A 26935-nucleotide genomic window follows, 5' to 3' on the forward strand; every position below is an offset into this window, starting at 1 on the left:
CCCGCGATCGAGCACTTCATTTCCCGACGGCCTGCCGTTCCCCAAAGCGGTGATGTTTGTGACAATCACGAATGAATTCATTGAAGAAACGGCCTTTGGATGAAGCCTTTCTGAAAGCGGCGTAGGTTGCCGGGGCCACGTCCTCATAGTCATAGCGAATACCGCTCGGCACGAACCAGACGGAAAGGATCCTGGTCGCGGGGTCGTAGTTCGTGTCGCGGATCACAGTCGATGGCATGTCGGCACCCGATGTGTCACTCGGACAGAACCCGCTGAGGATTGTCCGGTTCCACGGCGAGAAATGCTTACTGCTACCTGTCGCGTGGATTGCCGAATTCCGCATCGCGCTTCCTCGAGTATCGATCAACGCGTGGCAGGTCGTCGTCAATATCGATCCAAGGCAGCCTCAGGCCCCAATAGGCATGGGCCTGAGGCCGGAGACGTTCGGGATTGTCGAAGAAGCCGATTGCCAGATAAAGCTCATTTGGCAGGCCGTCATCGCGGTAGCCTATCGAGGTCCCGCAGTCCGGGCAGAATGTCCTGACGACGCCGCGTGTCCTGGAATAGGTTTTCGGCGTTCCCTTGAGCAGCCGGAATTGCTCGGGCCGGTAGCCAACCCAGACCGTAAGCGGACTTCCAATGGCCCGACGGCAATCGTCATCGTGATCGTAGCATATCCAGAAAGGCTCACCGTCCATGACGGCGGCAATCCCTCCGCAGAAGCAGGCGCCGGTCTCAAGTCGCGGCATTTGGAGGCCTGATCGCTGCTGGATTCCTCTGAGAGGCTGGTGATGATACCGCGAATCCTTGGGCGCTGGCGATCACCGCATCGATGGGAAGCTCTGCATTTGGCATGTCAGGGAATCCTCCGACAGATGGTCTTCGAACCAGCGAACCCAAAGTTGGTTCCTTCGACACAAGAAATCGCCTTTTGGAGAGCGAACGCGGGAGAGGCTATTTGATCTGCTCGAACGTACATTGCCGTGGTGCCTTGTCCGGCCGCCAGCGCAGCAGCTTGGTGCCATGGCGGAACCGGTCGCTGGTAACGTGGTCGAAGCGAACCTCAACCACCAGTTCGGGTCTCAGCGGTTCCCACTCTCCGCTGCGCTCGGTACTCCAACGGCTCGGCCCACCGGGCGCCTTGCCGGTGAACCCAGGCTCAGCCCGCAGCCCCTCCAGCCTTCTCGTGAGCGCTGCCCTGTCATTGTTGCCGATGGGTCGAGGTGAAGCCGACATGGTCGAGCTTGCCGTCATCATTGTAGAGACCGAGGAGCAGCGAGCCGACGTCACGACTGCCAGCGAGGTAGCGGAAACCACCGACGACGCAATCGGCGTTGCGCAGCCGCTTTACCTTTACCATTGCACGTTGGCCGGGCAGATAATGACCCTCGAGCAATTTGGCGACGATGCCGTCGGTCGACCCATGTCCGGCTCCCCTTAGCCATCGTGCTGCGGTGGCTTCGTCGTGCGTGCATTTCGACAGCCGAAGATCCGGATTGTCCGAGGAGGTCACGAAATCCTCGATCGCCCGCCTCCTCTCGGCAAGCGGTCTGTCCGTGATGATCCGACCGCCGGGTTTGGCAAGCATGTCGAAGAGGATCAGCTTGGCGGGCGTTTCCGAGCTCAGCCTGCGGATTCTGCTCTGCGCAGGGTGAAGACGCATCTGTAACGCTTCGAAGGAGAGCGTGCCTTCGACCTCGATGACGATCTCGCCGTCGATGACGAAAGGCCCACTCTTGAGGTCGCGTACCGCCGCAATGATCTCAGGAAAATAGCGGCCGAGCGGCTTCCCGGACTTGGCGCGCAAGTCCACGGCATTGCCATTCTTGAACACCAGGCAGCGAAATCCATCCCATTTGGGTTCGTACTGCCAGGGCCCATTTTCTTCGGGGATCGCGTTGGCAATCTTCGCCTCCATTGGACGGATGTCGAGCGGCAGTGGAAAGATGTTCATTGATCTCTGGTCCCGCGGACAAACCTCAACCGTCTTGCGGCCGCTCCGTTCCGTTGGATAACGCAGGTGACGGCGCTCGGAATGCCGCGCGCCGACGCTCCCGCTGAAGCACACGCAGCTTTTCGATTGCCGCCGGGAATCGCGAGGATGCCGGGCATTGTCACGGCGAGACTGCATCCCGGAACTTCAAGGATACAGCGATGGCCAAGGCGTCAAAAAGATCGCAAGCTACGACTGCGACCATTCACGACCAAAAACTGGAACGCGGAGAGGGCGGCGAACTTCATCAGGTCGCGATAGGCGACATGGCGGTTCTTACGACCGCACAAGGTGGCCCGGTTTCAGACGATCAGAATTCGCTCAAGTCTGGAGGTTGTCGGAGGGGTTCGCTTCACCATCTAAGGACCATGCCGTCGCTCAAATCCAAGACTGCCGCTTCCGCGCGCCAAGCCGATCTCTTCGGTGCCATCGACGATCTGCCGGAGGGTTTTTTCTATCGGCCAGACTTCATCACGCCGGAAGAAGAAACCGAACTCGCCCGGCACCTAGAAGGTCTGCCTTTTCAAGCGTTTGATTTTCATGGCCATCTGGCAAACCGACGCGTCGTCGGTTTTGGCTTGCGCTACGATTACGACCGGCGTGAAGTCGTGGAGGCGCCCCCGATACCTGATTTTCTGTTGTCTCTGCGCAAGAAGGTCGCGATCTTGGCTAGCCGGCCAGCCGAAGCTTTCGCGCAGGTGTTGATCAACGAGTACCAGCCTGGTGCTGGCATCGGTTGGCACCGCGACAAGCCTCATTTCGAAGATGTGGCGGGCGTTTCGCTGCTGGCGCCTTGCAGTTTCCGCCTCCGGCGAAAGAACGGAACCAGGTGGGATCGACAGACCATCCTCGTCGAGCCACGGTCGGCCTATCTCATGACCGGTCCCTCGCGCACGGAATGGGAGCACAGCATCCCGCCGCTTGCCGAGCACCGATATTCGATTACCTTGCGGACATTGCGCTCCCAAAATTCCTGACGCATCGCGCACTGGCCTTTCAGAATCCTGGGGCTCCGCGACCCGGCTCTCACGAGTCCTTGAACGCAAGCTGTTCCTCTTCAACGCGCTGGTGCACAGCCGCGACATGACTTCCGCAACCCACCAGGCGCTCACAGGGTTGCGGGTATCGGGCCTGGCCGCACGATTCAAAACCACCTTTCCAACCATACCGGATGCCCTAGCTGTCTCCTCGAGAGGAGACAGGATATGGCGATCTATGGTCTGAGAGTGATCAGCTTCATCTTCGTTGCATTGGCTTTCATCCCGGCCGGCGCGCATCTTTTCGCGATGTTCAACAAGATGAAGCTTGATGGGACGAGTTATCTGGCCGCGCAACGCGCCTATGATGGCTGGAGCCTGTTTGGCATCGTGGTGCTGGGGGCGTTACTCTCGACGGCTGCCCTGGCAGTTTTGCTTTACCGATCAGGCGGATCGTTTGGTTTGATCGTGGTCGCCTTTCTCAGCATCGGTGCCACGCAGTTTGCCTTCTGGACGCTGACTTATCCGATCAATCGGGCTACGCGGAATTGGACCATTCTGCCTGAAAACTGGGAGTTGCTCCGACGCCAATGGGAATATTCGCATGCCATCGCCGCGGGTCTCAATGCCTTGGCGCTGCTGCTGGTTTTCATATCGGCGCTTCGCACCGCGGAGCGCTGAGCAGCATTCGAATGTGCTATCTCGGTGCAAATTCCGCCAGCGCCCTGACGAATGCCTCCGGTGCCTCGATAGGCAGAAACTCGCCGCAATTGGCGATCACATGGCCTTGCAGGTTCTTCGCACCCGATAGCCTCAAACCTTCGAGATAGTCGTCGATCGATCCGAAGTCCGCGTCACCGCGGATGTAGAGAAGTGGAACCTCGATGCTTGCCGGAACGGCGTTGGCCTTGGCATCCGCTTCAAATGCGCGATACCAGTCGAAGCCGGCCTCGAGTGCCTCCGGCCTCGAATAGGCCGCGGTGAATATCTGCCGCATTTCATTCGTCACGGCGCCATGACGGCCAGCGAGCAGATCGAAGAAGAAGTCGAAATACGCACGCTGGTGGCCAGTCACCAATAATTCCGGCAGCTCCGGCACCGCATGGAACGCAAAATGCCAGATGGCCGGGTTTGCGATTACATCAGCCCATGGATGAAGGCCGGGGATGACCGTATTCATCGGCACCGCGCCAACGATGCGGTCGCCGTGGTAGCGCGCGGCGGCGAAAGCGATCATGCCGCCGACGTCGACGCCGGCAACCACCATGGACCTGGCGCCAATCGCCTCGGCGGCTGAAATCACGATATCTGCCAGGACTTTCTTCTCTGCCGATGGCGGGGCACCTCGCGATCCGCCAATCTCCGGAAGATCGAAAGCCAAAGTAAAATATCGCTTGCCGAGCTCATCGATCACTCCATCGTAGATTTCTCTGGAGTGGGGCCAGCCATGGAGAAGGATCAGGGTTGGTCGATCCGGATCGCCGGCCACGGACACCGCCAACCGCAGGCCGCTTACTTCTGGGGTCTGGACGAGCACTGTATCCGTATCCATTCACAAGAACTCCGGGGAAACGACGGTCGGTCGAATAGATTGCCGACTGGGTCAGCCGGTGTTGCTCGACGTCGTCGCCCGTTCCCATCATGCGTCGGGCTCAAAATCCCGCCGGCTCCGAGCCGGCGGGACCGTGACGAAGTGGGAGGGGAGCCACTTCTCGCCGCCCAGTGCGAAGCGGCTGCTCAAGAACCGATATGGTTGCTTTCAGGTTCCGCAATGGATGGCAAAAGCCTAGGAATTCTCGTGCCAGGTCGACGGGAAAAGACGTGGCTCTGCAGCCGGCTAACGGTCTGCCTGCTGTGTCCGTCCTCGGAACTAGGATTTACCCTCGGCGTTAAATGCCGAGCAATCCCGCAACAAGTTGCATAAACGCGCCGCCGCATGGCAGTCGCGGCGATTGCGGTTGGCTGGGGTAACGCAGGAGATTTCACATGCCACTTACAGCTTTTGCCCTCAATTGCTCGCTCAAAGCTTCGAACGACAGGGAAAGATCCTCCACGGACCGGTTGCTTGCCGATGTTCTGGCGGCGCTGGTGCCATACGGTGTCAAAGGCGAGATCGTGCGTTCGGTCGATCACGATATCAAGCCAGGTGTGCTTTCCGATATGGGCAAGGGCGACGATTGGCCGAAACTCAGGAAGAAAATACTGGCGGCCGACATCTTCGTGCTCGGACTGCCAATCTGGCTTGGCCAGCCCTCGAGCCTGGCCAAGCGCGTTCTGGAGCGAATGGATGCGTTTCTAGAGGAGACCGACGACAAAGGGCGCATGCCGGCGGCAGGAAAGGTGGCTTTGGTGGCCATCGTCGGCAACGAGGATGGGGCGCATCACTGCCACGCCGATTGCTTTCAAGCACTGAACGATGTTGGCTTCACCATTCCCGCCAATAGCGGGGTCTATTGGGTTGGCGAAGCCATGGGGGATATCAATTATGTCGACTTGCCGGGAACACCGGAAAAGGTCTCTGGCACGATCGAAATGGCTGCTTCCAACGCCGCTCATCTCGCTGGATTGTTGAAAAGCCAAGGCTATCCAGGCGTCACGGAGTGACCTTGTTCAAGACATGTTGAAACTGCCAAGAACCAACACGTCAGAACCAGTGGAACTCGCCCGGGAACAGGAAGGCTTGTGGCGAGTTCATAGTCTCAGCAGGCGGGCGCCGCTGCGTTTCGCAACGGAGGGAAGCCGCGGACAGGAGAACGTCATGAGTCTCGGGACCATTCTCATCATCATTCTGATTATTGCATTGCTTGGTGGCCTCAGTGGACTTGGCGGCGGGCCATTCTACGGCACCGGCTATTATGGTGGCGGCGGTCTTGGTCTGGTGCTGCTTATTGTCATCATCCTGGTCGTTCTCGGGCGCATCTAGCGTCGCCTGACGCGAATGTTCGGCTCGTCGCTTCCGAGCGAGCGGCGGGCTTTGTAATGCCTGACGTAAAACAACAGCGAAGGAGACAGCGCTGAACGCCAATGCTTCCGGTCGGGTGAGGGCGCCAAAATCGCGTCTTCTCACCGTCCTCGGGCCGGGCTTGATAACCGGAGCCTCCGACGATGATCCGAGCGGCATTGCCACCTATTCGCAGGCCGGTGCGCAACTTGGCTACGGACTAGCGTGGACGATGCTGTTCAGTTACCCACTGATGTCGGTCGTTCAGGAAATCAGCGCGCGCATTGGCCGGACCACCGGCCGGGGCATCGCCGGCAACATGCGGGTCCATTATCCAAACTGGCTGCTGCAGGCGATTGTTTTTCTCCTTCTCATCGCCAACACCATCAACATCGGCGCCGACCTTGGTGCCATGGCCGATGCGTTGCGGCTTATCGTTGGCGGCCCGCAACTGCTCTACGTCGCGCTTTTTGCGAGCATATCGGTGGTTCTTCAGATATTCTTGAAATACAGCCGCTACGTCTCGATCCTGAAATGGCTAACGATCTCGCTGTTTGCCTATTTCGGTACGATCCTGTTCGTGCACGTGCCATGGGCGGAAGTCGCGCGCGGATTGTTCATCCCGACATTGTCGCCAGACCCGCAATTCTGGACCACGGTCGTGGCCATTTTCGGCACGACCATCAGCCCTTATCTGTTTTTCTGGCAAGCTTCGCAGGAGGTTGAAGAAGAAAAAGCCGGTCGACGCAAGCCTCTGAAAAAGGCACCGCGGCGGTCAACCCACGCCATCAAGCGCATCCGGCTGGACACTTATGTTGGAATGGCATTCTCGAATCTGGTGGCGCTTGCCATCATGATAACCGCGGGCGCCACACTGCATGCCGGGGGCGTCACCGACATAACGTCCTCGAGCCAGGCCGCGGAAGCGCTGAAACCCGTCGCCGGCCAGTTCGCCTTCACAATCTTTGCCCTCGGCATCATCGGTACCGGGCTCCTGGCAATTCCGGTCCTTGCCGGGTCGGCCGGCTATGCGCTCGGCGAGGCGCGCAAATGGCCGATCGGGCTGGAGCGCGAACCGCTGAAGGCGAAAGCGTTCTACGCAACGATCGCGCTGGCGACGTTCCTTGGTGCGTGTCTCGATTTTACGCCTGTCAATCCGATCAAAGCCCTCTACTGGAGCGCGGTGGTCAACGGCGTGGTCGCGGTCCCGGTAATGATGGTGATGATGCTGATGACGGCGCGACGCGACGTGATGGGAAATGCCGTTGTACCGATGGCTGTGCGCCTGGTGGGCTGGGCAGCGACAGGCATCATGACGCTGGCGGCGGCGGTCATGATTTTCCGATTGTTCTATTAACAGGCGTTCATGTGCGGCAGGGCAACCACGATATGGCGGTCGTCGTGCTTGAGGTGCCGAGCCTCCGGTCGCTGTCGAAGTAAGGACGGGGTTCCGAAACGTCTCGGGTCGCCAAGCTTGCCCGCGATCAAACCAGGAACCATTCGCGGCACCACTCGTTCAGAATCCATTGGCGAGTCGTGAGGATTGCAATGGTTGTGCCGCGTGCTGCCTGGAAAGGCTTCCTGAAGGTCGGATCGGTGTCATGCGGGGTCAAGATCATCGGTGCCGTCACCGAGGCCGAAAGAATTCACTTCAAGATCTTGAACCGGAAGGACGGATTGCCGGTCAGGAGCGCTTATGTCGACGAAGGAACCGGCGAAACGGTCGAAGCCGAAGACCAGCTGAAAGGCTATGAGACCGGAAAAGGCGAGTTCGTTCGGATCGAGCCGGCTGAAATCAAGAAGCTCAAGCTGGTGTCGCAGCACACGCTCGAGGTTGGAGGCTTCATACCGATTGATGACATCGATGTCCGGTATCTCGAAAAACCCTACTACCTTGTTCCTGCCGATGCCGCGTCCGCGGAAGCATATGCTGTGATCCGCGATGCAATGGCACACAAGAAGGTGGCTGCCCGCTCCTGCGTGGTGCTGTACCAGCGCGGCAGGGAGGTGCTGATCCAGGCAGAAGGCAAAGGCATGCTTTTGACCGAGCTGCGCAATCACAACGAAATGATCTCGGCGCGGTCAGTATTCAAAGGCCTGAAGGACCGAAAAGTCGATCCTGAGATGCTGGAAATCGCCCAGCTACTGATCGACAAGAAACCCGCCAAATTTGACCCGTCGAAATTCGAAGACACCTATGAAAACGCGCTCATCGCGATGATCGAGGCAAAGCGCAAGGGCAAGAAGCCGCCGAAGCCGGCGCCAGAACCCAAGACCAACGTCGTCAATCTCGCCGACATTTTGCGCAAGAGCCTGGCGCAGGAGGGTGGCAAGCCCACCACCAAGGCGAAGTCGACCGCGGCGAAGCGCAAGAGCGCATAGGGCTGCGGTACGGCAATGGACCTCTCTGCCATTCGCAAGGTGCTGAAGGGCAACGTCGATACCGACCTCCAGGCGAGGAAACTGGCGAAGGAGGCGAAAATCTCCCTCAATCGAAAACCCGCGCCTCGGTGAGAACGCAGGGCCGACCTTGCCGATCCGCCGTGGCCATCAAGCGATATACGCTGCTAAGAGCGGCTATGGCTTAGCTTCTGAACCTGACGGGCCGACTGCTTTTCACCCATCACGCTGCTGAGTCATTCATGGTGAGGGCGTCTTTGGTGCCCGGAGGCGATAGAAGATTCTCGCCACTGCGTACTCATTGCAGTGGGCGGTCCACCCCGACATGGGCGGGGCGGACCGCCAGTGGCCGGAACTGTTAGGTCAGAATCAGCACGATCTTGAACGTATCCGGATCGACGATGACGATCCGACCGTCGGCAAGCAGGAAATATTCATAAGTTTCGTAAGCCGGGACAATCTTGACGATGCGCGCCGGCAAACGATGCAGCCTGATTTTGTGCCGCGGAACTTCCACGCCGATGGAGATGTCGAAATCGACACTGGCTACCGGCTCGACCTTTGTCTCCCTGATCACTTGGGTGATCTGGGTTTTCTGTTCAACCGTGACATTGTTGATCGAGCCGGTCGAAGTCGTATCCTGTGCAGGAGTTTTGCCCTGGGCCTGCTCGTCGGTCTGGACCTTGGCTTTGCCCTGCGCCTGCTGATCCGTGGTGGCGCCAGCCTTGCCCTGGGCCTGCTCGTCGGTCTGGATCTTGGCTTTGCCCTGCGACTGCTGGTCCGTGTTGGTGCCAGCCTTGCCCTGGGCCTGCTCGTCAGTCTGGACCTTGGCCTTCCCCTGCGCCTGCTCGCCCATCTTCGAGCCGGGCTGGCAGTTAGCCTTCGCGGATGTACAGTTGGTATCCGCTCCTGATGGGCTTTCGGCTGGCTGTTGTGTCTGAGCCATCGCCATCCCGCAGCCGAGACCGATCGCCAGCATGCTGGTCATGAGAACATGTTTCATAGGAAATCTCCTGGGAAAAGTTCGTCCCTTCGTTCGGTAAACTTGAACCAAAAAGCTTTGTTCCGAGATGGCGATGCGTGACTGCCAAGACCACAAAAGCCGAGCGCTCTTCGAACCAACAAGGAATTCCATTCAGTGCGCCGGTTCGCTGACCAGGCTGAATTTTTTGACTTCGCAGTGCTGGTCCAAGAGCGAAAGCAAATCTGTCGGCGGGCCGCTACGGTCCGGTCGCGTCCAGCCAATTTCAAATGAGAATACAGGGTCGTGGTGATCCGGGCGCCGCTCCATTCCGACCAACCGTGCCCGGTAACCGAGCGGCCTGACGATTTCGCCGAGATCGCCGGTCTTTCCCGCCTTCCAGGCGATATCCAGTTCGGCGTGATGGTCGCGGGGAATGCGCACGTCGACCCATTTCAGTACGAGAAGTGTCAACAAGGTGAGCGCCGTCCCAGCCACCCCCAAACCATACTGACCACCGCCGAACGCCAGCCCGATCGCAGTCATCACCCATAATGTGGCAGCCGTTGTGACTCCGCTGACAAGGTTGCCGCGGCGAAGAATGGCGCCGCCGCCGATAAAGCCGACGCCGGTCAGCACGCCAAGCGGAAAGCGCAACACGTCCATGGAGGCAAAGGAATCGGGATTTTTGCCGCCGACTCCCAGCAGCAGATTTGCCTGTGCCATTGTGAGAGCGGCGGCCAGTCCGACCAGAATGGTTGTCCTCAGCCCTGCCGAGTGGCCGCGCGCTTCACGATCCAATCCTATCAGCGCACCGGCAAGCAAAGTCAAAACCAACCGTGCCGCGATATCTTGCCAATCCGGATTAAGGGGCATCGCAATGACCTGGACTCGAACTTCCGTGCGCACTCAATCCGCAGTCGCACGTTAGGTTCCCGACGCCATCTTGGCTGTAAGCCGCGCGATCGATTGGCAGACGAGATAACGACGTCGTAGCGTCAGGCTGGGGGACCGGATTTAGCGGCGCGGATGGCGAATCGGAATCTGCACCACATTCTCCGATCCAGGCAGATCGAACGCCATGGCCAACCGGCGAACAGAGGCCATTTCCACGATCAGTTCTTCGATCGAAAGGTCCGGCAGACCTGTCTTCACCTTCTGCCTCACCCTGGCTGCAAGCTCATGAACCCGGACGGGGACGAAAAGCGGACTGTCGTCCAGCAGTTTGCTGATTTCGATCACCACATCGGCGTCGATGTCTTTCGGCAATTCCCGCATGGGCGTCACCTTGGTCTCGAAATGCCCGTCAGGTCTTTCGATCCGGGCGATCAGGGCACTGCCCACCAGGCGATGGTGGAGCCTAGGCGTGCAGAGCGCGGATCAACAGTCGGATACATTGATCCGCCAGCGCTGGCATGTCACGAAAAAACGTCGGTACGGTAATAACCAAGCGGTTGGGCACGCAATCCACATGCGGCTTGTTTGAATCCGCGGCGCCCGCAGTGGCTCTCTCCGACAGGAGGAACAAAAAATATCGTCCGGAATTGAGACTGATGGATCGGAGGATCGGTGTCATGGACAGCAGGGAAGAGCGCATCAAACGGCGTGCCTATGAAATCTGGGAACGAGAGGGCCGTCCGACTGGACGCGAGCAGGAGCACTGGGATCAAGCCGTGCAGGAGATCGAGGGAGAAGGTCCCGAGACCGAACGCGGCCCTGTCGTGCCCGACCCGACAGTCAGCGCCGGCTCAAAAAGCTCGAAGGATTGAAGGCTGGCCCGAGCATCCAGCAAGGCAACCAAATTCGCGGAGCCTCGTTTGTCGAATATCAGTCAGAGGAGGTTTCGATGAAGAAATCCTTGTCGCTTCTGGTGTTGGCTGCTGCTCTTGCGCTCGGCGCCTGTGACAACAGCGTCGAACCGACGAAAGCCAACACCGACACCATCAACAAGAACCCGCAGGTTGATCAGGATACCAGACCCAAGTCGACGACTGGCGGCGACCAGCCGGTTACAGCGCCGGAGAGCAAATGAACCCCATCTCATCTTGCGATACGCCACTGCTGCGCATCGCCTATCTCGGTGGCGGGCCAGAAAACGGTGCGCCCGTTGTCCTGCTGCATGGGTGGCCGGACGACGCCACCACTTACGCACGCATTTCGCCGGTCCTTCATGAGGCCGGCTTTCGGACGTTTTCGCCGTGGCTGCGAGGTTTTGGACGGACATCGTTCCTGTCGAAGGAAACCATGCGATCCGGCGAAATTGCTGCAATGGCGCGGGATGTGCTCGACTTTGCCGACGCGCTTGGCCTCAGCCGCTTTGCGGTCGTCGGGCACGACTGGGGAGCTCGGATCTCTTACCTCCTGGCCTCGATTTTTCCCGATCGCATCAGGTGCTGTGCCGCGCTGTCACTTGGCTGGCAACCCGGCAAGCCGGCAACGCCAGCACCCGAACAGGCGAAAGCATTTTGGTATCAATGGTTCATGGCAACAGCGCGTGGCGCCGAGTTCGTGCGAAAGAATCGCAAGGAATTCGCCAGATTCCAATGGGACAGCTGGAGCCCGTTGGGCTGGTTCGACGATGCCATTTTCGATGAAGTGGCTGCATCCTTCGAAAATCCGGATTGGCCTGACGTGACATTGCATTCCTATCGGGTTCGCTGGGGTGAGGCGGAGCCCGATCCCCGCTACGCGGATCTGGCCGCCCGGCAAACATCGGTCAAGATCATCACGGTGCCGACCTTGACGCTTCATGGTGGCGACGACCGTGTTGTGCTGACCGCATCGTCGGAAGGGCTGGAGGAGCATTTCACCGCGCCCTACAAACGAGTGGTCCTGGATGCGGTTGGGCACTTCCCAACACGTGAGGCCCCACAAGAGGTTTCGCGACTGTTGGCGAGCTTTCTCGACAGTTACGGCAGGCGATAAAGCGCTTGGCTCGGCAGTCAGTCGGCTTCATCGGACAAGCTGGAACCTGATGCATCGCCGCGCATTTCGTCTCCATGGATGGCGAACCGGAACGCCGTCGCGATCAATCGGTAGCCACGGAGAATTCGGATGCAAACTTCAGTCGCAACTTCAGAACACCACCGCCCACTAACCATAGAACCGTTTGCCGGCACGGTAACGGTGCGATTCTCCGACGCCATAGTCGCGGCCACGGAGCGCGCGAAGGTACTCAGGGAAGAGGGACATGAGCCGGTGTTCTATATTCCGTTCGAGGACATCTATTTCGAGCTTTTCGAAAAGACAAACACGACAAGCAGTTCACCGCTGAAGGGAACCGCTAGCTATTGGCGTGTCCATGCAGTTGGTGGCGCGGCCGATGACTTCATGTGGGCATACGAGACGCCGGATACGGCAGCGCGGGCCATTGCACGTCATGGCGCTTTCGATCCAGAAAAGGCGCGCATCGATATCGACCCGGTGGAGGACAAACGGCACACGCCACATGTCAGGGAATAGTATCATTGGCAGGCATTTGCTAGCGCCCGGAGAATTCCTCATCGAGAATGCGCAAGGCTTCTTCGTATTTGGCTGTCGAGGCTCCAATTTGCCGTGACTGCCAGATGTTGTCTTCGAGGTCAGCGCGTTTTACCGGCAGCGCCAGCGGATTCGATGCGGCCCGCCGCACGAACGTGAAATAGTCCTCGCCGTCTCTGCGCGACATGGCATCGACCGCGGAAGCAATCGACGGTCCAAACCCGGTCGCTTCAAGCTTGGCTCGTGACCAGCCTTCGCCTTTTTCCAGGACATCATGCAGATAGGCGACGACCTTCTGATCCATCGTCTCGACAGCGTCGACGACACGACGGCAATGCTCGATATAGGGCCGCCCGGTCTTGTCGCGCTGCGCTGCGTGAACCTCTTCCGCAATCTTGGCCGCTCGATAGAAAATGCTCATCGTCGCTGTCCCGGCCGCTTGTCGAATGCCCAGGCGCGGCCATCGGAATCTCCTGTGATTTCATCTCCAAGTCGCCGAGGCTATTGTTCCTTGCCGCAAGGATTTCGTTGAAGCGCCGTCCGCCTCACCAGTGGGCTCTTCCAGCGGATGGCATCGGATCCATGAGGCGGAAACGTCGATGGCTGATGTCGGTTCCTGAAGCGACAAGGAACGAGTGCCGGCACGGGACGTTCTGATCGATGCCTTCGATGGCAAGGAAAAGCTCGTGAAAAAATCCGACCGCGTACGGACTTCCTGATGTCGATGCCGGGTTTGGCATACGGGCCTCTGGGCGACCGCTGCATGCATGTCTGTGTTGACATGCAGCGGCTGTTTGCCGAGCCGTCACAGTGGGCCACTCCATGGATCACTCGCGTGCTCCCTCGCATCGAGAGCCTGGTCGAAAGGAAGGCGCAACAGACAGTCTTCACGCGCTTCCTGCCTGCCCAGAAGCCGGGGCAGGGTGTAGGCACATGGAAGCGCTACTATGAGCACTGGACCACGATGACTATCGAAAGTATCGGCGACGAAATGGTCGACCTGTTGCCGGCATTGGCCGCTTACTGCCCGCCGGCGGCAGTCATCGACAAACACATCTACTCGCCCTGGTTTGAGGGCCGGCTCAGGGCTTTTCTGGCAGAGCGCGATATCGATACGCTGGTCATCACTGGCGGCGAAACCGATGTATGCGTTCTGGCCACGGTGCTCGGAGCAATCGATTTCGGTTATCGCGTGGTTCTCGTCACGGACGCGCTGTGCAGTTCTTCCGACGCGACGCATGATGCGCTGCTGACCGTTTATCACCAGCGATTTGCCCAGCAAGTCGAGACCGTCGAGATGGAGGTGGTACTGTCGCACTGGATTTGATGTCGCCGGGCTTCAGCCAGGCAGAAGCATCGAGTGCTTCTGCCCACGGTCTGGGATACCTATTTGTTGAGGGAACAGTAGGCATAGGAACAGACGTGGCGCAACGATCGGGAAGTGCTGATCTTCCACTTCACGGCGGACGCGTGCCGAAATGGCTTGGCGACCGCATGACGCGCCTTGGCGCCGTGATGTGCGAGGCAATCATTCATCACTACGGTCGCAACGAGTTGCTGCGCCGGTTGGCGCATCCGTTCTGGTTCCAATCCTTCGGCGCCGTCATGGGCATGGACTGGCACTCGTCCGGTATCACGACCAGCGTCGTCGGCGCCTTGAAACGCGGTCTGACGCCGCTCTCCGGCGAACTGGGCATTCATGTCTGCGGCGGCCGCGGCACGCATTCGCGCAAAACCCCGCATGAACTTGCAATCATCGGCGAACGCGTTGGCTTTGACGGAGCGAGCCTGGCAACCGTCAGCCGGCTTGTTGCCAAGGTGGACAGCGCCGCCGTCCAGGATGGCTTCGACCTCTATCTGCACGGGTTCATCGTCACCGATAACGGCGACTGGGTCGTGGTCCAGCAAGGCATGAACGGCGACAGCAAGGTGGCGCGCCGGTATCATTGGCTGTCCGAAGGTTTGAAGAGTTTCGTCGACCAGCCGCACACCGCCATCGAAGGCGCCAACCAGGGCGAGATCGTCAATCTGACCGACCGGCGCGCCGAAGCTTCGCGCAAGGGACAGTTGGATCTGTTGCAGGATCTTGGACCGGATCGCATCCTCAAGGAGTTCGCGGCATTGGAGCGCGGCGCGGCACCGGCGCCGCCGCAACAGCTGTTGCTGCCGCATCTGATCATGCCGGCTCACCACGATGTGCGCGAAAGCGATGTCATCATGCGTCGGCTGCATGGAAACATGGCGGCCGCCGCCGAACGCGGCCCCGAGGATTTTTCCGAGCTCCTTCTGGTACCAGGTGTTGGTGCGTGCACGGTGCGGGCGCTGGCCCTTGTCGCCGAAGTGGTGCATGGCGCGCCGTGCCGTTTTTCCGATCCCGGCCGGTTCTCGCTGGCACATGGCGGTAAGGACAGGCACCCATTCCCTGTGCCTCTAAAAGTCTATGACGAGACCATCGGGGTGCTGAAGTCCGCCGTGCAGAAGGCGAAACTTGGTCACGAAGAAGAAATCGGCGCCTTGAAGCGGTTGGACGACCAGTCGCGGCAGGTCGAACGATACGTCACCGGCCCCAGCCTGAAGGAAATTGTCGCCGGAGAATTCGACCAGTCGCATCTGCTTGGCGGTCGCAGTGTCTTTGGCTGGGAAGCCGCGCCGGACGAGGTGCCCGCGGAGAAGAGCAGGAAGGCGTGACAAGATCGCGCCTGAGTGAGGCCGGTTTTGCGCTTCACGCGTCCAGATCGATCAAAGCGACGCCGAGCTCGGGACGCTTGCGGCGGCGCAGGTGACCGGGCGCTTCCACCAGGGTGATTTCGAGCGTTGGCCGAACGATGCCGTCAAGCAGATGCCCACCCCGAGTGGTGCCGTCGCTCAATCCGAGCACCACGTGGACGTGCAGGCTGGGCTTGCCATCGTCGCCCAGCGCAACGTCGCCGATCGCGCTCAGGACCTCGCATTGTTCGTCGATCGGGATTTTGCGATAGGTCTTCGCATTCGGATCAAACCAGCCCACGGTCGCTCTTTCGAAAGCCCCGATGGCGGTCAAGGATGCATTGCCGACTTTCTGGTCGACTGCGAAGGCGGTCACCGCGGCGAACGCTTCTTCGCCGGGGTCGAGCACCACGACGAATGTCCTTTGCCCGCTGATCTCGTTGACGAGCTGCGATTTCATGCCGGCACTCCCATCGCGTTGAGCCTTGTCAGTCTGAGTGGCTTCGTCCAGGTCAATGAACTCGATGTTCGGCGTTCCGCTTACGTGTTGCCGCGGCTTTCTTTGCCGAATCCGATCGGCTCGCGGCTGACCGTGACGCGGATGCCCTGCCGCCGCTTTTGCCGCCCTTGTGCGCCGCGGGATGGCCGGTATGTTTGCCGCGCCCGGAGCCGCCTTCTGTCTTACCGCCGCCATCGTCCTTGTTGACGGTCGCCCATGCCCGCCTTTCAGCTTCCTGGTCGGAGACCCCGCGCTTCTCATAGCCTTCCGCAATATGATCGGCTTTGCGTTCCTGCTTGTCGGTGTATTTCGATTTGTCGCCTCGTGGCATGACAGTTCTCCTGTTCTGTAGAGCCTGAACGGAAACCCAGCGAGGGAGTTCCAATCGGAAATTTGAAAAACAACCCGATCCCACGAAACTGCCTCGTCATGGCATGCGGAGATCAAACCCTATCGTTTCGCATAACTGCGGACCGGGCGGGACAGATGCTTTTTGCCATTCCTTGGCCAGAATATGAAACCGGGAAAAACTATCCTGTTCACCATACGGCCGTGTCCGGTTGACGCGGTCCACAGCACTGAGACAATGCGGCTCCAGACGACCGTTCCGGCGAGCTCCAATGAGGAGTTTCAATTGGAACGCAACATGCACGCAAGGCGTGGAACTATCGCCCGTCGGGCTTGGGTTTTGGAGAACGCAGCAGCAAAGCGAGGGGAACAAACAGGGCGGTCGCGATTGCGCAGTACCGAAAGACGTCGATATAGGCGAGCAATGAGGCCTGGCGCGCGATCAACTGCCCGAGCCAGCCGATCGCCTGCTGCTTCGCTTCGCCCATCGGTGAGCCCTGAGCGACGAAATGCTCGGTTACCTGACGCAGCACCTGCTGGTAGCTTGGTGAGGATTGCGCGGTGTGGCCGACAAGATTTGCCTGATGCAGTTGCGCGCTTTGAGCGATCACCGTGTTGGACAGTGACACGCCGATGCTGCCGCCAATGTTGCGGGCAACGTTGATCAGCGCCGAGGCCTGGTTGGTCTGCTGCGGAGCGAGACCGACGTAAGCCGCCGTCGAAATGGGGATGAACAGGAACGGCAGGCCGATCATCAGGAAGATGCGTGCAAGGGCAAAGAAACGGAAGCTGGCGTCCGGGGTGAGCGACGTCATGTGCCACAAGGCGACCACCACAACCGACATGCCCATCATGATCAAATATTTGGGCTGAACGATGCTGGCGGCAAATCCGGAAATCGGCATCAGCATCAGCATGGCGATGCCGCCCGGCATCATCGCGAGGCCCGACAGGGTCGCCGTGTAGTCGAAAGCGGTCTGTTGCAGCTGCGGCATCAACTGCGTGGTGCTGAACAGCACGGCGCCGACCGCCATCATCACCAGGAACGACGTGCCGAACTGACGGCTGAACAGCAGCCGGATGTCGACGATCGGATCGCGGTGGCTGAACTCCCACGGGATAAGCAGCAGGAACGAGATCGCCGAAATCACCGCGAAAGTCGTGATGAAAGCCGATGCGAACCAGTCGTTGCGCTGACCTTGGTCAAGGAAGATTTCCAGGCAGCCAAGCGCGGTCGCCACCAGAATAAACCCGACCCAGTCGATCCTGAGGCCGCCTCGCAATCGCTCCTGGCGTTCGCGTTCGAGCACGTCCGGTTCGACGACCAGCCACTGCACCAAAGCGAGCGACATGATACCGAACGGCACGTTGATGAAGAAAATCCAGTGCCAGGAGAAATGGTCCGTCAGCCAGCCGCCGATGGTCGGCCCGACCGTCGGTGCGACGATGACGGCTATGCCATAGAGGGCAAACGCCTGGGAGCGTTTTTCGGGTGGAAAAGTGTCGGCGAGGATGGATTGTTCGCTTGGCGCCATACCGCCGCCGCCGAGACCTTGCAGGATCCTGAAAAGGATGAGCAATTCCAGATTTGGCGCCAGTCCGCACAGCAGCGAAGCGATGGTGAAGGTCGCCACGCACAGCATGTAGTAGCGCTTACGGCCGATCACGCTGGCCAGCCAGCCGCTGACCGGGATGATCACGGAATTTGCAACCAGATAGGTGGTGATCACCCAGGTGCTTTCGTCCATCCCGGCCGCCAGGCTGCCGGCGATGTTGCGTAGCGCTACGTTGGCGATCGAGGTGTCCAGAACCAGCATGAAGGTCGCGATGGAGACGACGATGGCGATCAGCCAGGGATTGCGCCCACCGGCGGCGGACCGGCTTTCGCTTTGGTCTTTGGCCATCTCGCCACTCATCGTACCTTGACTGTTGGCACCACCGACAGGCCAGGGCCTAGCAGCACGCCGGGCGGTCTGTCGAAGACGATCTTCACCGGCACACGCTGCACCACCTTGACGAAATTGCCGGTGGCATTCTCGGCCGGCAGCAGGCTGAAGGCGGTGCCACTGCCCGCCTGGATGCTGTCGACGCGGCCATGGAAGGATCTTTCCGGATAGGCGTCGATGTCGATATCGACCGGCTGTCCCGGCCGCATCAGATCGAGCTGTGTTTCCTTGAAGTTGGCCTTCACCCAGACCTCGTCGGGAACAAACATCATCAGCACCTGGCCGGGTTGGGCATAGGAACCGTTGGCAACCGAGATGCTCGTTGCTCGTCCGGAAACCGGTGCGGTGATGGTGGTGCGCGACAGCGTGGTGCGCGCCTGGTCCTGGCTCGCCTTGGCCTGATCGAGTTTGGCTTCGGCGCTCTTGATCTGTGCCTGCAAGACAACGACCTGGCTCTTGGCGGCAGTCACGTTGGCCTCAGCGCTATCGAGAGCAGCCTGATCCTGACGCAGCGTCGACGCTGCCTGCTGAGCCTGCTGTTGGGTGGCCGTGCCCTTGGCCAGAAGTTCACGGTTGCGTTTGTCCTCGGCCTTGGCGAAATCGAGTGCCGCCTGGGCTTGCGCCATCTGCTTCCGGGCTGCATCGATCTTTGCGTTTTGGGCTTCAATCCGAGCCCCGATCTCGACAATGTCGGCTTGCGCCGACGTTACGCCGGCATCGGCCTGTTTGAGGCTGGCCTGATAGTCGCTGTCATCGATGCGCAACAGGACGTCGCCCGCCTTGACGAGTTGGTTGTCGGTCACCGCGAGGTCGGTGATACGTCCCGATATCTCGGCGCCGATGGTTATGGTGCGGGCGTCGATGAAGGCGTCGTCGGTCGATTCATATTGGCGGGCATTCAGCCACCACATGATCAGTTCCATGGCGGCCAGCGACACCATGATCAGGATTGCAATGGACATGTAAGGGTGTCGCCGGGGGAAGCTCAGGAGGCTGGGCTTTTGATCATCCGCCCCCTTGTCCCGCGCTTCACGCTCCGGGGTGTCGGGCTGAGCCGCATCGCCCTTGCGTCTTGCCGACGCTTCCGATCTGGCCTTGCTCGAAGCGTCGCGCGGATCTCTGGTTTTGTCTGGTTCTTTGGTTTCGGTTTTCGCGTCCACGGGAGAACTCTCAAGCAAAGGCGCCGACGGCTTTTTTCGGGTCAACGGCAGCTGTTCACAAAAGTTCCTGACGAACAGGCTAGCGAGACAGTTCGCATTTTTCGAGGATTGCAGTCGAAGCCCATTCAGCCGACTGCGAATCTGACCACCGCAATGAGGATCACAATACCGACGAGGCCCGCGACGAAGATGATACGGCGTGTGCGGGTTCGCAGGATGATCTCGCCTTGCCGCGCCTGCTCAGCCGAAAAGACAGGGCCTTCATCACCATTTTGATCGCTGCGTCGATCGCCCCGATCACTGCTCATGATCGTCTCCTTCCCTGGAACCTGTCGAGGACAACCACCGCCCTGCGGCTGAAGTTCCGCGTGACCGGCCCGCAAAAGAAGCGATCACAGCGATGTGAGGAGGGAACTTTGTTTCCCGCGAACAGTTTGGTCCGCTTGAGACCCCAGCCAGCCGGAAGCCAGCCATGTCTAATTCCACAAGTCCCAGCGGCCTGAGCAGACGCTCGTTCATGACGGGCTCTGTTTCGGCGGCAGCGGCAATGCCGCTCGTAGCCACGTCCACAAAAGCGGCCGAGCCGCCGACCGCCAAAGCGGCCGGGCCGCGCGATCTGTCGACGATCTCGATGCGGATCAACAAGCAGGCCTACACTCTCGCGCTCGACAATCGCACGAGCCTGCTCGACGCACTGCGTGATCATGTTGGCCTGACCGGCACCAAGAAAGGTTGCGACCACGGTCAGTGCGGCGCCTGTACCGTTCTTGTCGATGGGAAGCGGGTGCTCTCCTGCCTGAGCTTCGCCGTCATGAACCAAGGCCGCGAGGTCACGACCGTGGAAGGCCTGGCTTCAGCTGGCGGAGAGCTGCATCCGGTGCAGCAGGCCTTTGTCGACCATGATGCCTTTCAATGCGGCTACTGCACGCCGGGCCAGATCATGTCCGCCATCGGCTGCATCGACGAAGGCCATGCCGGGTCGGACAATGACATCCGCGAGCACATGAGCGGCAATCTGTGCCGATGCGCTGCCTACCCCAACATCGTCGCGGCGATCATCCAGGCACGCGACGAGATCAGGAGGGCCTAGGATGCGTCCTTTCGTCTATGAAAGACCAACGAGCGTTTCGGTGGCGATCGCCATGGCGTCCCACCTCGACGCCAGGCATGTTGCGCCAACACAGGCCAACACCCAGTTCATCGCCGGCGGCACCAATCTGGCCGACTACATGAAGCTTGGCGTCGCGCAGCCTGAACGATTGCTCGATCTCAACAATCTTGCCGAGCCTGCCCTGCGGCGGATCAGGGTAAGCGATGACACCATCCGGTTCGGGGCGCTGGTCCGGATGGGCGAAGCAGCTGACAACAATGACGTCAGGCGCCGCTGCCCGCTCCTTGCCGATAGCCTGAAATTCGCCGCCAGCGGTCAGCTTCGCAACATGGCGAGCCTTGCCGGCAACGTGCTGCAGCGAACGCGATGCGAGTATTTTCGCGAAACCTCCTGGCCGTGCAACAAGCGTGAGCCCGGTTCCGGCTGTGCGGCGATGGAAGGGTTCAACCGCCAGCATGCCGTGCTCGGCACCAGCGATGCCTGCATCGCTACCTATCACGGCGATTTCGCGCAGGCCCTGATTGCGCTGGATGCGGTCGTCGAGGTGGAGGGACGCCATGGTCCGCGCAAGATCCCGTTCGCCAGACTGCATCGGCTTCCCGGCGAGACGCCCGACATCGAGACGGATCTGGCCGCCGATGAAGTCATCGTCGCCATCGATGTTCCGCTCGGCGCATGGAGCCGTCGTTCGCACTACCTGAAGATACGCGATCGCGAATCCTATGCGTTCGCGTTGGCCTCGGCGGCGGTCGCGCTGGACATGGATGGAGACACTGTCAGGCAAGCGCGCGTGGCGCTGGGCGGGGTCGCAACCGTGCCATGGCGGGCGAGGGCGGCGGAGGATGCGCTTCAAGGCAAGGTGCTGGAAGAGGCTGTGGCCGAAGAGGCTGCCGACGCTGCTTTTGCCGATGCCAAACCGCGCGAACACAATGCGTTCAAGGTCCCGCTCGGAAAGCGCACGCTGGTGCGAGCGCTGCTCGAAACACGCGACATGAAGGTCTGAGCCATGAATCAAGCCGCGCCAGTTCCAAAAGAAAACCAAGGCGAACCGGTTGTCCGCATCGACGGCAGATTGAAAGTTACCGGGCAGGCCAGCTATCCGGCCGACATCGCCACAGCCAACGTCGCTTATGGTGCTCTTGCCACCAGCAGCATCGCTCGGGGCAAGGTTTCCAGACTCCATACGGATGACGCCAGGGCCGTGCCCGGAGTGCTGGACATCATGACCTACGGCGACATGGATAAGACCGACACGCCGAAATTTGGCAACACTGGCGCGAGCTCCATCGCACCCTTGCACGACAAGACAATTTTCCACGACGGCCAGATCATCGCGATGGTTGTCGCCGAGACATTCGAGGCGGCGGAGGAGGCAGCGATGTTGATCCGCGCCGATTACGAAGACGAACCGCCCAGCGCCAGCTTCGATTCCAAAGGCGCGAAGGTGGAACCGGCGGCCGGTAAGAGCCCGATGTTGAAGGAGGATGTCAAAGCCGGCGACTTCGACACTGCCTATGCATCCGCCGCCGTCAAGATCGACCAGAAATACTCGACGCCGACCCAACATCACAATCCGATCGAACTGTTTTCGACCACGGCGATGTGGCAAGGCGATCAACTCACCATCCATGAACCAAGCCAGAATGTCACCGGCTGGAAAATCGAACTCGCCCGGCAGTTGAAGATCGATCCTGCCAATGTGCGGATTGTCAGCCCTTACGTTGGTGGCGCCTTCGGCTCCAAGGGGCCAATGACGACTCGCACGGCAATTGTCGCGGTTGCGGCGCAGCGTGTTGGACGGCCGGTACGCTGCGTCGTCAGCCGCATGCAGGCCTTCAACACCCAGACCTATCGCGCCGAGACTCGGCATCGAATCCGCATAGGCGCCGGCAAGGACGGCCGCATCACGGCGTTCGGACATGAGGGCTGGGAGGTGACATCACGCCCTGACTCTTATGTCGTCGGCGGCACGTCGGCCACCGGCCGCATGTACAACTATGGTTCGGTGCTCACTCACGTTTCGCTCGTCCATGCCGATCGCAACACACCGGGCTACATGCGCTCGCCGCCCGAGACGCCCTATGTCTACGCGCTCGAGAACGCCATGGACGAAATGGCCGTGGCGCTCGGGATGGATCCTGTCGAGTTTCGGCGTATCAACGAGCCTGAAAAGGAGCCGATCGGCGGCAAGCCATTCTCCAGCCGGTCGCTGGTCAAATGCTACGACCAGGCTGCGCAAGCCTTCGGCTGGTCGAAGCGCGATGCCACGGTTGGGTCGATGCGTGATGGCGACTGGCTGGTCGGCATGGGTTGCGCGACCGCCATCTATCCAACGGCCAGCGCGCCATGCGCGGCCCGTGTTCGCCTGACCGCCGATGGCCAGGTTCGCGTTCAGTGCGGCTCGCATGAGATTGGCACCGGTGTGCGCACCGTGGCAGGCCAGATGGCGGCCGAGCGTCTGGGGATAGGGATTGACAAGGTCAGCGTCGAGATGGGCGACAGTGCACTGCCGCCGGCGCCGGTCTCGGGCGGCTCGATTTCGACTGCGAGCGTCTGCTCCGCGGTTCTGAAGGCCTGTGACGCGGTGCGCGGAAAACTTTTCGCGGCTGCCGTTGCTGGAGACGGGCCATTGGCTGGTTCCGGCAATGCCAGACTGGAAATGGAACAAGAGAAGATCGTGGCTAGCGGCGGCAAATCCGCCAAGCTGTCTGATGTCTTCAAGGCGATGCAGGTCGGTGCGATAGAGGAATACGCCGAGTTTGCGCCAAAGGGTTCGACGCCGGAAGCGCTAAAGAAACTCTATGCCGGGCAGGCGGAATTCCACGGCGGCGATCAGGACGAGGATTCGGTGAAATATGCCTTTGGCGCCGAATTCGTCGAAGTCCGCATCAACAGTTACACACGCGAAATCCGGGTGCCGCGCATCGTCGGCGCCTTTGCCGCCGGGCGGATCATGAACACCCGCACCGCGCGCAGCCAACTGATGGGCGGCATGATCTGGGGTATTGGCCAGGCCCTTCACGAGGCGACGGAAATCGACCGGCGCAACGCCCGCTATGTCAATCGTGACCTGCAGGATTATCTGGTGCCGGTCAACGCGGACATCAAACAGGTCGACGTCATCCTCGTCCCGGAGGTCGATCCGGACGTCAACCCGGCCGGCGTCAAAGGATTGGGGGAACTTGGCAATGTCGGGACGGCGGCCGCTGTCGCGAGCGCCGTGTATCATGCCACTGGCAAGCGCATTCGAGATCTGCCGATCAGAATAGACGATTTGATCGTCTGACGATCAGGGGCGCGGCCGCGCCGAACCGGAACATGGAACTCGTAACCCATAAGAAATTCAAAAACGGCCGGTTGATGCCGTGGGGAAAAGGCACGGTCGTTACCGGAGCAAGGGGATTTGTCTATCTTAGTGGAAACACGGCAACCGCCGACGATTACGACCCAGCCGGCAAAAGGGGAGGTGGCTTCGCTGGCGATGCGGCGGCACAGTGGCGCGCAGTTTTGACGAACATCAAATCAGATCTGGAAGAACTCGGCAGCTCGCTCGACTATCTCATCCGGCTGACCTTCTTCATCAAGGGGCCATTTCCCGATGGCGGCGTTCTGAGCTCTCCCAATTTTCGCCTCGACGTCCTGGACGAGATCTTTGCCGAGCATTGCCCGAAGCACTGTAGCTACAACAACCCGCCGCCCTCGGAGGTGATCGGGGTTGCGGCGCTTGCGCAAGCCGACATCGTTGTTGAAATTGTCGCGGTCGCGGCGCTGCCGGACTGAGTGGAGTTTCCGCGTGGAGAAGCAATAGCGCCGGCCTGGTCGTTCCGCCTCATTCCGGCGCAGTGGCGGGTGCCGTATATCGCCGCCGAACCGCGTCGAGCACGCGCTTGCGGCTTTCCTCGGCTGAAAGCGTTTCGTCCTTTTCCGCCTCGGCCGTTTCGCGTGCCAGGTCCTTGTCCCTGATCTGATGGCGGAACCAATCGGAATAGTCGCCGGCGCGCAGGTGAAACTCCCAGGTCTTGTCGTCTATGCCTTCAGCCATCTGGGCGAAGATCATCAGATTGTGGGCCCTGAGATTCATCGCATCGTCGGGACCGTGGAAATAGAAGCTGCCTGCCTCATCGAGTTGCCCCTCGGCATATTTGCGGCTGTGCCGCTTCAGCGACTGGCGTGGCTCGATCACCTTGACCATGGCGAGTTTCTTGCGTTTCTGCGGCCGCCAGAACAACACGCGCTCGCCCTTGGGCGAGGAGATCTCCTTAGGCGGCGCGATGCCGGTCTCTTTGCAGAAGACCTTCACGACGTCCTTCGCCTTGGGGCCAAGCGCAATGATGGCCGTCACCAGGCGCAAGGCGTCGGTCGAGATCGCTTCCGGGTGAACGGTGATCAAGATCGTGCCCGGCAATTCCAATGACAGGATCGCCCGCGTATCGTCGCGCCGCTTGGGCAGGAGATGGTGTGCTTCGTCGATGACGAGCCAATGCGGTCTCGCGGTGCGACGGCGGAAACTGCCGAGGCCAGGCAGCAGGTCGGCAAAGAAATCCGGCCGCTCATTGACGCGCAGGGCCAGCCCATTGACGACGATATTGCTGTCGGCCTTGGCGATCAGATCCAGCACTTGAGCCTTTGTCGGCGCGCTGGAGCCGTCTCCCAGCCGAACCGCGCCTTCGAGACCGTCATAGTCGCCCTCGGGATCGAAGACGCAGAATTGAAACCCACTCTCGACGAAGCGTTCCGTCAGCGCGGTGGCCAAGGTGGATTTGCCGATGCCCGAACTGCCGGCGATGAGGACAGTATCGGTCGGCGACAAATAAATCTCGTCGCCGCCGGCGGATCCGAGAACGATGCCGTCATGGCGCCTCGGCACGATCTCATGATCGCGCTTGATCAGTCTGTCGACCAGTTCCTCCACGCCTTTCCCACGGGCGCCACGCATGACCAGATCGGCTGTGGTCTTGACCGCGGGAATTGCATTGTCGACGGCGACGCTGCAGCCACATGCCTGTAGGAAGGCATGGTCGTTCTCGGCGTCGCCGACACCCACCACATTGTGCGTCGAAAGCCGAAGATCCTGAAGTGCCGCGGTCAGTCCGGTGGCTTTGTTGATGCCGCTCGGCAGGATCATCACCGCGCCCTTGTTGAAGATGATTTCCAGTTCCAGTCCCAGTTTCTTGATGACCTCGAGCACGGTGGCCTGGTGGGGCTCCCAGGTCGCGACGATCGATCGCCCGACCGAAAGCGGCTTGACGCCGCACCTCTTCAGCCTGGCGACGAATTTGGGTTCCGGCGATGGCGAAATCACCCGTTCTTCCTCGCTGGCCGGGGTGTAGATCAGCGCTCCATTCTCGGCGACGACCTTGTCGAACAGGCCGATTTCGGGAAAGACGCGCTTCAAATCGGGCAGTTCGCGCCCGGTGACGAGAACCAGCTTGCGGCCGCTCTTCTTGAACCGCTCAAGGGCAGCCAGCGTTTTCGTAGCGACGATTCCGTCATGAGCCAGCGTGCCGTCATAGTCCGTCGCCAACGCAATGAAATACATTCTCGACCTTTCACGGTTCCGGTTTGCATTCCGGTTAGAACGTGTGATCGAGACAAAGGCTCCCATCGGAATTGAATCGCGGCGTTTCGAAAAAGGAGCAACGGTTTCGCCCCGGAGACCAGGAACTCCTCCGGTACCGGCACGTTGACCAGCAAGCCGGGACCAGTTTCCGGCGTTCGCGGGCGGCGGGCAAAGCCGCCGCCGAAATCAACCTTGAGAACAATGAAAGGTAAGGCCATGGGCTTCTTTTCGAAGGACATCAAGACACTCGACGATCTCTTCGTGCACACGCTGCGCGACATCTACTACGCAGAAAGGCAGATCGAGAAAGCGCTGCCGAAGATGATCGACAAGGCAACCGACCCGCAATTGAAAGCCGGATTCGAAAAACATCTCGACCAGACCAGGGGCCATATCGAGCGCGTAGAGCAGGTGTTCGAGTTGCATGGCGTCAAGGCCAAGGAGGTCAACTGCCCGGCGATCGACGGCATTCTCGAGGAAGCCGACGACGTAAGCGGCGACGTCGACGACAAGGAGGTTCTCGACGCGGCGCTAATAGCCTCGGCGCAGGCAGTCGAGCACTACGAGATGACACGCTATGGCACGCTCATCGCCTGGGCCAAGCAGCTTGGCCGCGGCGACTGCGCCAACGTCCTGGCCAAGAACCTGAAGGAAGAACAGGCGACCGATCGCAAGCTCACCGAAATGGCGGAAAGCAAGATCAACCTGCAGGCAGCCGAATGAGCTTACTCAGGTCGACCGCGCCCCCCCCGGCGCCCGCGGCCCCCCCGCGGAACGGAGGCACCCCGGATAACGCCCCCGCCGGGCCGGGGGTTTTTTAGATATAAAAAAAAACGAGGACCCCACGAAGATG

30 protein-coding genes and 1 pseudogene are annotated in these 26935 nt (G+C 60.1%); 17 read left to right on the top strand and 14 right to left on the bottom strand.

All coding sequences use genetic code 11. The features are described from left to right. Window positions 1-16: 16 nt before the first annotated feature. From NKH02_RS21385 to NKH02_RS21395, 3 genes and pseudogenes are all read right to left on the bottom strand, one after another. Window positions 17-238, bottom strand: coding sequence for a KTSC domain-containing protein (locus NKH02_RS21385; RefSeq protein WP_352881214.1), 222 nt, complete (start codon window positions 236-238; stop codon window positions 17-19). A 73-nt stretch (window positions 239-311) separates the two neighbouring features. Beyond that, a complete protein-coding gene (locus tag NKH02_RS21390) occupies window positions 312-749 on the bottom strand; it encodes a GFA family protein (protein ID WP_352881215.1) in 438 nt (145 codons plus the stop codon). Between the two features lie 205 nt (window positions 750-954). After that, a pseudogene (locus NKH02_RS21395) lies at window positions 955-1954 on the bottom strand (ATP-dependent DNA ligase). Between the two features lie 407 nt (window positions 1955-2361). On the opposite strand from NKH02_RS21395, the gene NKH02_RS21400 reads away from it, so the two are divergent. After that, the gene (locus NKH02_RS21400; RefSeq protein WP_352881245.1) at window positions 2362-2970 is read left to right on the top strand and encodes an alpha-ketoglutarate-dependent dioxygenase AlkB; all 609 of its coding nucleotides are present in this window, start codon (window positions 2362-2364) and stop codon (window positions 2968-2970) included. A gap of 228 nt (window positions 2971-3198) precedes the next feature. Next, window positions 3199-3651: a hypothetical protein gene (locus NKH02_RS21405; RefSeq protein WP_352864580.1), complete on the top strand. Its 453-nt coding sequence runs from the start codon at window positions 3199-3201 to the stop codon at window positions 3649-3651. A 16-nt stretch (window positions 3652-3667) separates the two neighbouring features. Here the strand turns inward: NKH02_RS21405 and NKH02_RS21410 are convergent, their stop codons facing one another. Continuing rightward, window positions 3668-4522 carry an alpha/beta fold hydrolase gene (locus tag NKH02_RS21410; RefSeq protein ID WP_352864582.1) on the bottom strand — a complete coding sequence of 285 codons (855 nt, stop codon included), beginning with the start codon at window positions 4520-4522 and terminating at the stop codon, window positions 3668-3670. 434 nt (window positions 4523-4956) lie between these two features. On the opposite strand from NKH02_RS21410, the gene NKH02_RS21415 reads away from it, so the two are divergent. The 4 genes from NKH02_RS21415 to ku all read left to right on the top strand — a co-directional run bounded on the left by NKH02_RS21415 (window position 4957) and on the right by ku (window position 8293). Next, the gene (locus tag NKH02_RS21415) at window positions 4957-5574 is read left to right on the top strand and encodes a flavodoxin family protein (protein ID WP_352881217.1); all 618 of its coding nucleotides are present in this window, start codon (window positions 4957-4959) and stop codon (window positions 5572-5574) included. Between the two features lie 154 nt (window positions 5575-5728). Beyond that, window positions 5729-5893 (top strand): DUF3309 family protein, encoded by a 165-nt coding sequence (locus tag NKH02_RS21420; protein ID WP_352864586.1) that lies wholly within the window; start codon window positions 5729-5731, stop codon window positions 5891-5893. A 160-nt stretch (window positions 5894-6053) separates the two neighbouring features. Beyond that, window positions 6054-7268 (top strand): NRAMP family divalent metal transporter, encoded by a 1215-nt coding sequence (locus NKH02_RS21425; RefSeq protein ID WP_502913848.1) that lies wholly within the window; start codon window positions 6054-6056, stop codon window positions 7266-7268. Window positions 7269-7459: 191 nt separating this feature from the next. Then, window positions 7460-8293 carry a non-homologous end joining protein Ku gene (gene ku / locus NKH02_RS21430; protein WP_352881219.1) on the top strand — a complete coding sequence of 278 codons (834 nt, stop codon included), beginning with the start codon at window positions 7460-7462 and terminating at the stop codon, window positions 8291-8293. Between the two features lie 376 nt (window positions 8294-8669). On the opposite strand, the gene NKH02_RS21435 is transcribed toward ku, so the two are convergent. The 3 genes from NKH02_RS21435 to NKH02_RS21445 all read right to left on the bottom strand — a co-directional run bounded on the left by NKH02_RS21435 (window position 8670) and on the right by NKH02_RS21445 (window position 10550). Then, window positions 8670-9299, bottom strand: coding sequence for a DUF1236 domain-containing protein (locus tag NKH02_RS21435; protein ID WP_502913849.1), 630 nt, complete (start codon window positions 9297-9299; stop codon window positions 8670-8672). A 147-nt stretch (window positions 9300-9446) separates the two neighbouring features. Continuing rightward, entirely contained in the window at window positions 9447-10148 is a 702-nt protein-coding gene (locus NKH02_RS21440) for an MgtC/SapB family protein (RefSeq protein WP_352864594.1), read from the bottom strand. Window positions 10149-10289: 141 nt separating this feature from the next. Continuing rightward, on the bottom strand, window positions 10290-10550 hold the full coding sequence (locus NKH02_RS21445) for a hypothetical protein (protein WP_352881220.1): 261 nt from the start codon (window positions 10548-10550) through the stop codon (window positions 10290-10292). Between the two features lie 296 nt (window positions 10551-10846). Between NKH02_RS21445 and NKH02_RS21450 the strand changes: the two genes are divergently transcribed. The 4 genes from NKH02_RS21450 (at window position 10847) to NKH02_RS21465 (ending at window position 12734) form a co-directional block, all read left to right on the top strand. Then, the gene (locus NKH02_RS21450; RefSeq protein WP_352864599.1) at window positions 10847-11041 is read left to right on the top strand and encodes a DUF2934 domain-containing protein; all 195 of its coding nucleotides are present in this window, start codon (window positions 10847-10849) and stop codon (window positions 11039-11041) included. Window positions 11042-11118: 77 nt separating this feature from the next. Beyond that, window positions 11119-11304 carry a hypothetical protein gene (locus tag NKH02_RS21455; protein WP_352881222.1) on the top strand — a complete coding sequence of 62 codons (186 nt, stop codon included), beginning with the start codon at window positions 11119-11121 and terminating at the stop codon, window positions 11302-11304. Then, entirely contained in the window at window positions 11301-12197 is an 897-nt protein-coding gene (locus tag NKH02_RS21460) for an alpha/beta fold hydrolase (protein WP_352881224.1), read from the top strand. The genes NKH02_RS21455 and NKH02_RS21460 overlap by 4 nt, the downstream gene beginning before the upstream one ends. Before the next feature lie 129 nt (window positions 12198-12326). Next, window positions 12327-12734, top strand: a complete 408-nt coding sequence (locus tag NKH02_RS21465) for a DUF427 domain-containing protein (RefSeq protein WP_352864606.1) — start codon at window positions 12327-12329, stop codon at window positions 12732-12734. A gap of 19 nt (window positions 12735-12753) precedes the next feature. Here the strand turns inward: NKH02_RS21465 and NKH02_RS21470 are convergent, their stop codons facing one another. Beyond that, window positions 12754-13173 carry an HD domain-containing protein gene (locus NKH02_RS21470; protein ID WP_352864608.1) on the bottom strand — a complete coding sequence of 140 codons (420 nt, stop codon included), beginning with the start codon at window positions 13171-13173 and terminating at the stop codon, window positions 12754-12756. Window positions 13174-13470: 297 nt separating this feature from the next. On the opposite strand from NKH02_RS21470, the gene NKH02_RS21475 reads away from it, so the two are divergent. Together NKH02_RS21475 and NKH02_RS21480 are read left to right on the top strand one after the other, a co-directional pair. Then, on the top strand, window positions 13471-14079 hold the full coding sequence (locus NKH02_RS21475) for a cysteine hydrolase family protein (protein WP_352864610.1): 609 nt from the start codon (window positions 13471-13473) through the stop codon (window positions 14077-14079). A 95-nt stretch (window positions 14080-14174) separates the two neighbouring features. After that, complete coding sequence (locus NKH02_RS21480) at window positions 14175-15440, top strand: DUF763 domain-containing protein (protein WP_352881226.1); 1266 nt, start codon at window positions 14175-14177, stop codon at window positions 15438-15440. A gap of 34 nt (window positions 15441-15474) precedes the next feature. On the opposite strand, the gene NKH02_RS21485 is transcribed toward NKH02_RS21480, so the two are convergent. From NKH02_RS21485 to NKH02_RS21505, 5 genes are all read right to left on the bottom strand, one after another. Then, window positions 15475-15918, bottom strand: a complete 444-nt coding sequence (locus NKH02_RS21485) for a PPC domain-containing DNA-binding protein (RefSeq protein ID WP_352881227.1) — start codon at window positions 15916-15918, stop codon at window positions 15475-15477. A gap of 52 nt (window positions 15919-15970) precedes the next feature. Further along, complete coding sequence (locus NKH02_RS21490) at window positions 15971-16288, bottom strand: plasmid stabilization protein (protein ID WP_352864616.1); 318 nt, start codon at window positions 16286-16288, stop codon at window positions 15971-15973. A 334-nt stretch (window positions 16289-16622) separates the two neighbouring features. Then, window positions 16623-18209, bottom strand: a complete 1587-nt coding sequence (locus NKH02_RS21495) for a DHA2 family efflux MFS transporter permease subunit (protein WP_352881229.1) — start codon at window positions 18207-18209, stop codon at window positions 16623-16625. 8 nt (window positions 18210-18217) lie between these two features. Further along, window positions 18218-19213, bottom strand: a complete 996-nt coding sequence (locus NKH02_RS21500; protein WP_352881231.1) for an HlyD family secretion protein — start codon at window positions 19211-19213, stop codon at window positions 18218-18220. 323 nt (window positions 19214-19536) lie between these two features. Beyond that, window positions 19537-19719: a hypothetical protein gene (locus NKH02_RS21505; RefSeq protein ID WP_352881233.1), complete on the bottom strand. Its 183-nt coding sequence runs from the start codon at window positions 19717-19719 to the stop codon at window positions 19537-19539. Between the two features lie 164 nt (window positions 19720-19883). On the opposite strand from NKH02_RS21505, the gene NKH02_RS21510 reads away from it, so the two are divergent. Genes NKH02_RS21510 through NKH02_RS21525 form a run of 4 tightly spaced genes read left to right on the top strand, consistent with a single transcriptional unit; the run spans window position 19884 to window position 24302 of the window. Continuing rightward, complete coding sequence (locus NKH02_RS21510; RefSeq protein WP_352881234.1) at window positions 19884-20501, top strand: (2Fe-2S)-binding protein; 618 nt, start codon at window positions 19884-19886, stop codon at window positions 20499-20501. A 1-nt stretch (window position 20502) separates the two neighbouring features. Next, entirely contained in the window at window positions 20503-21525 is a 1023-nt protein-coding gene (locus NKH02_RS21515) for an FAD binding domain-containing protein (RefSeq protein WP_352881236.1), read from the top strand. 3 nt (window positions 21526-21528) lie between these two features. Next, the gene (locus NKH02_RS21520) at window positions 21529-23808 is read left to right on the top strand and encodes a xanthine dehydrogenase family protein molybdopterin-binding subunit (RefSeq protein ID WP_352881238.1); all 2280 of its coding nucleotides are present in this window, start codon (window positions 21529-21531) and stop codon (window positions 23806-23808) included. A gap of 32 nt (window positions 23809-23840) precedes the next feature. After that, on the top strand, window positions 23841-24302 hold the full coding sequence (locus NKH02_RS21525) for a RidA family protein (RefSeq protein WP_352881240.1): 462 nt from the start codon (window positions 23841-23843) through the stop codon (window positions 24300-24302). Between the two features lie 49 nt (window positions 24303-24351). Here the strand turns inward: NKH02_RS21525 and NKH02_RS21530 are convergent, their stop codons facing one another. Next, window positions 24352-26061 (bottom strand): HAD family hydrolase, encoded by a 1710-nt coding sequence (locus NKH02_RS21530; RefSeq protein WP_352864635.1) that lies wholly within the window; start codon window positions 26059-26061, stop codon window positions 24352-24354. Window positions 26062-26298: 237 nt separating this feature from the next. Between NKH02_RS21530 and NKH02_RS21535 the strand changes: the two genes are divergently transcribed. Then, the gene (locus NKH02_RS21535; RefSeq protein ID WP_352864638.1) at window positions 26299-26805 is read left to right on the top strand and encodes a YciE/YciF ferroxidase family protein; all 507 of its coding nucleotides are present in this window, start codon (window positions 26299-26301) and stop codon (window positions 26803-26805) included. The last annotated feature ends 130 nt before the right edge of the window (window positions 26806-26935 follow it).

This window comes from Mesorhizobium sp. M1396 (genome assembly GCF_040317725.1).
Lineage (GTDB): Bacteria > Pseudomonadota > Alphaproteobacteria > Rhizobiales > Rhizobiaceae > Mesorhizobium.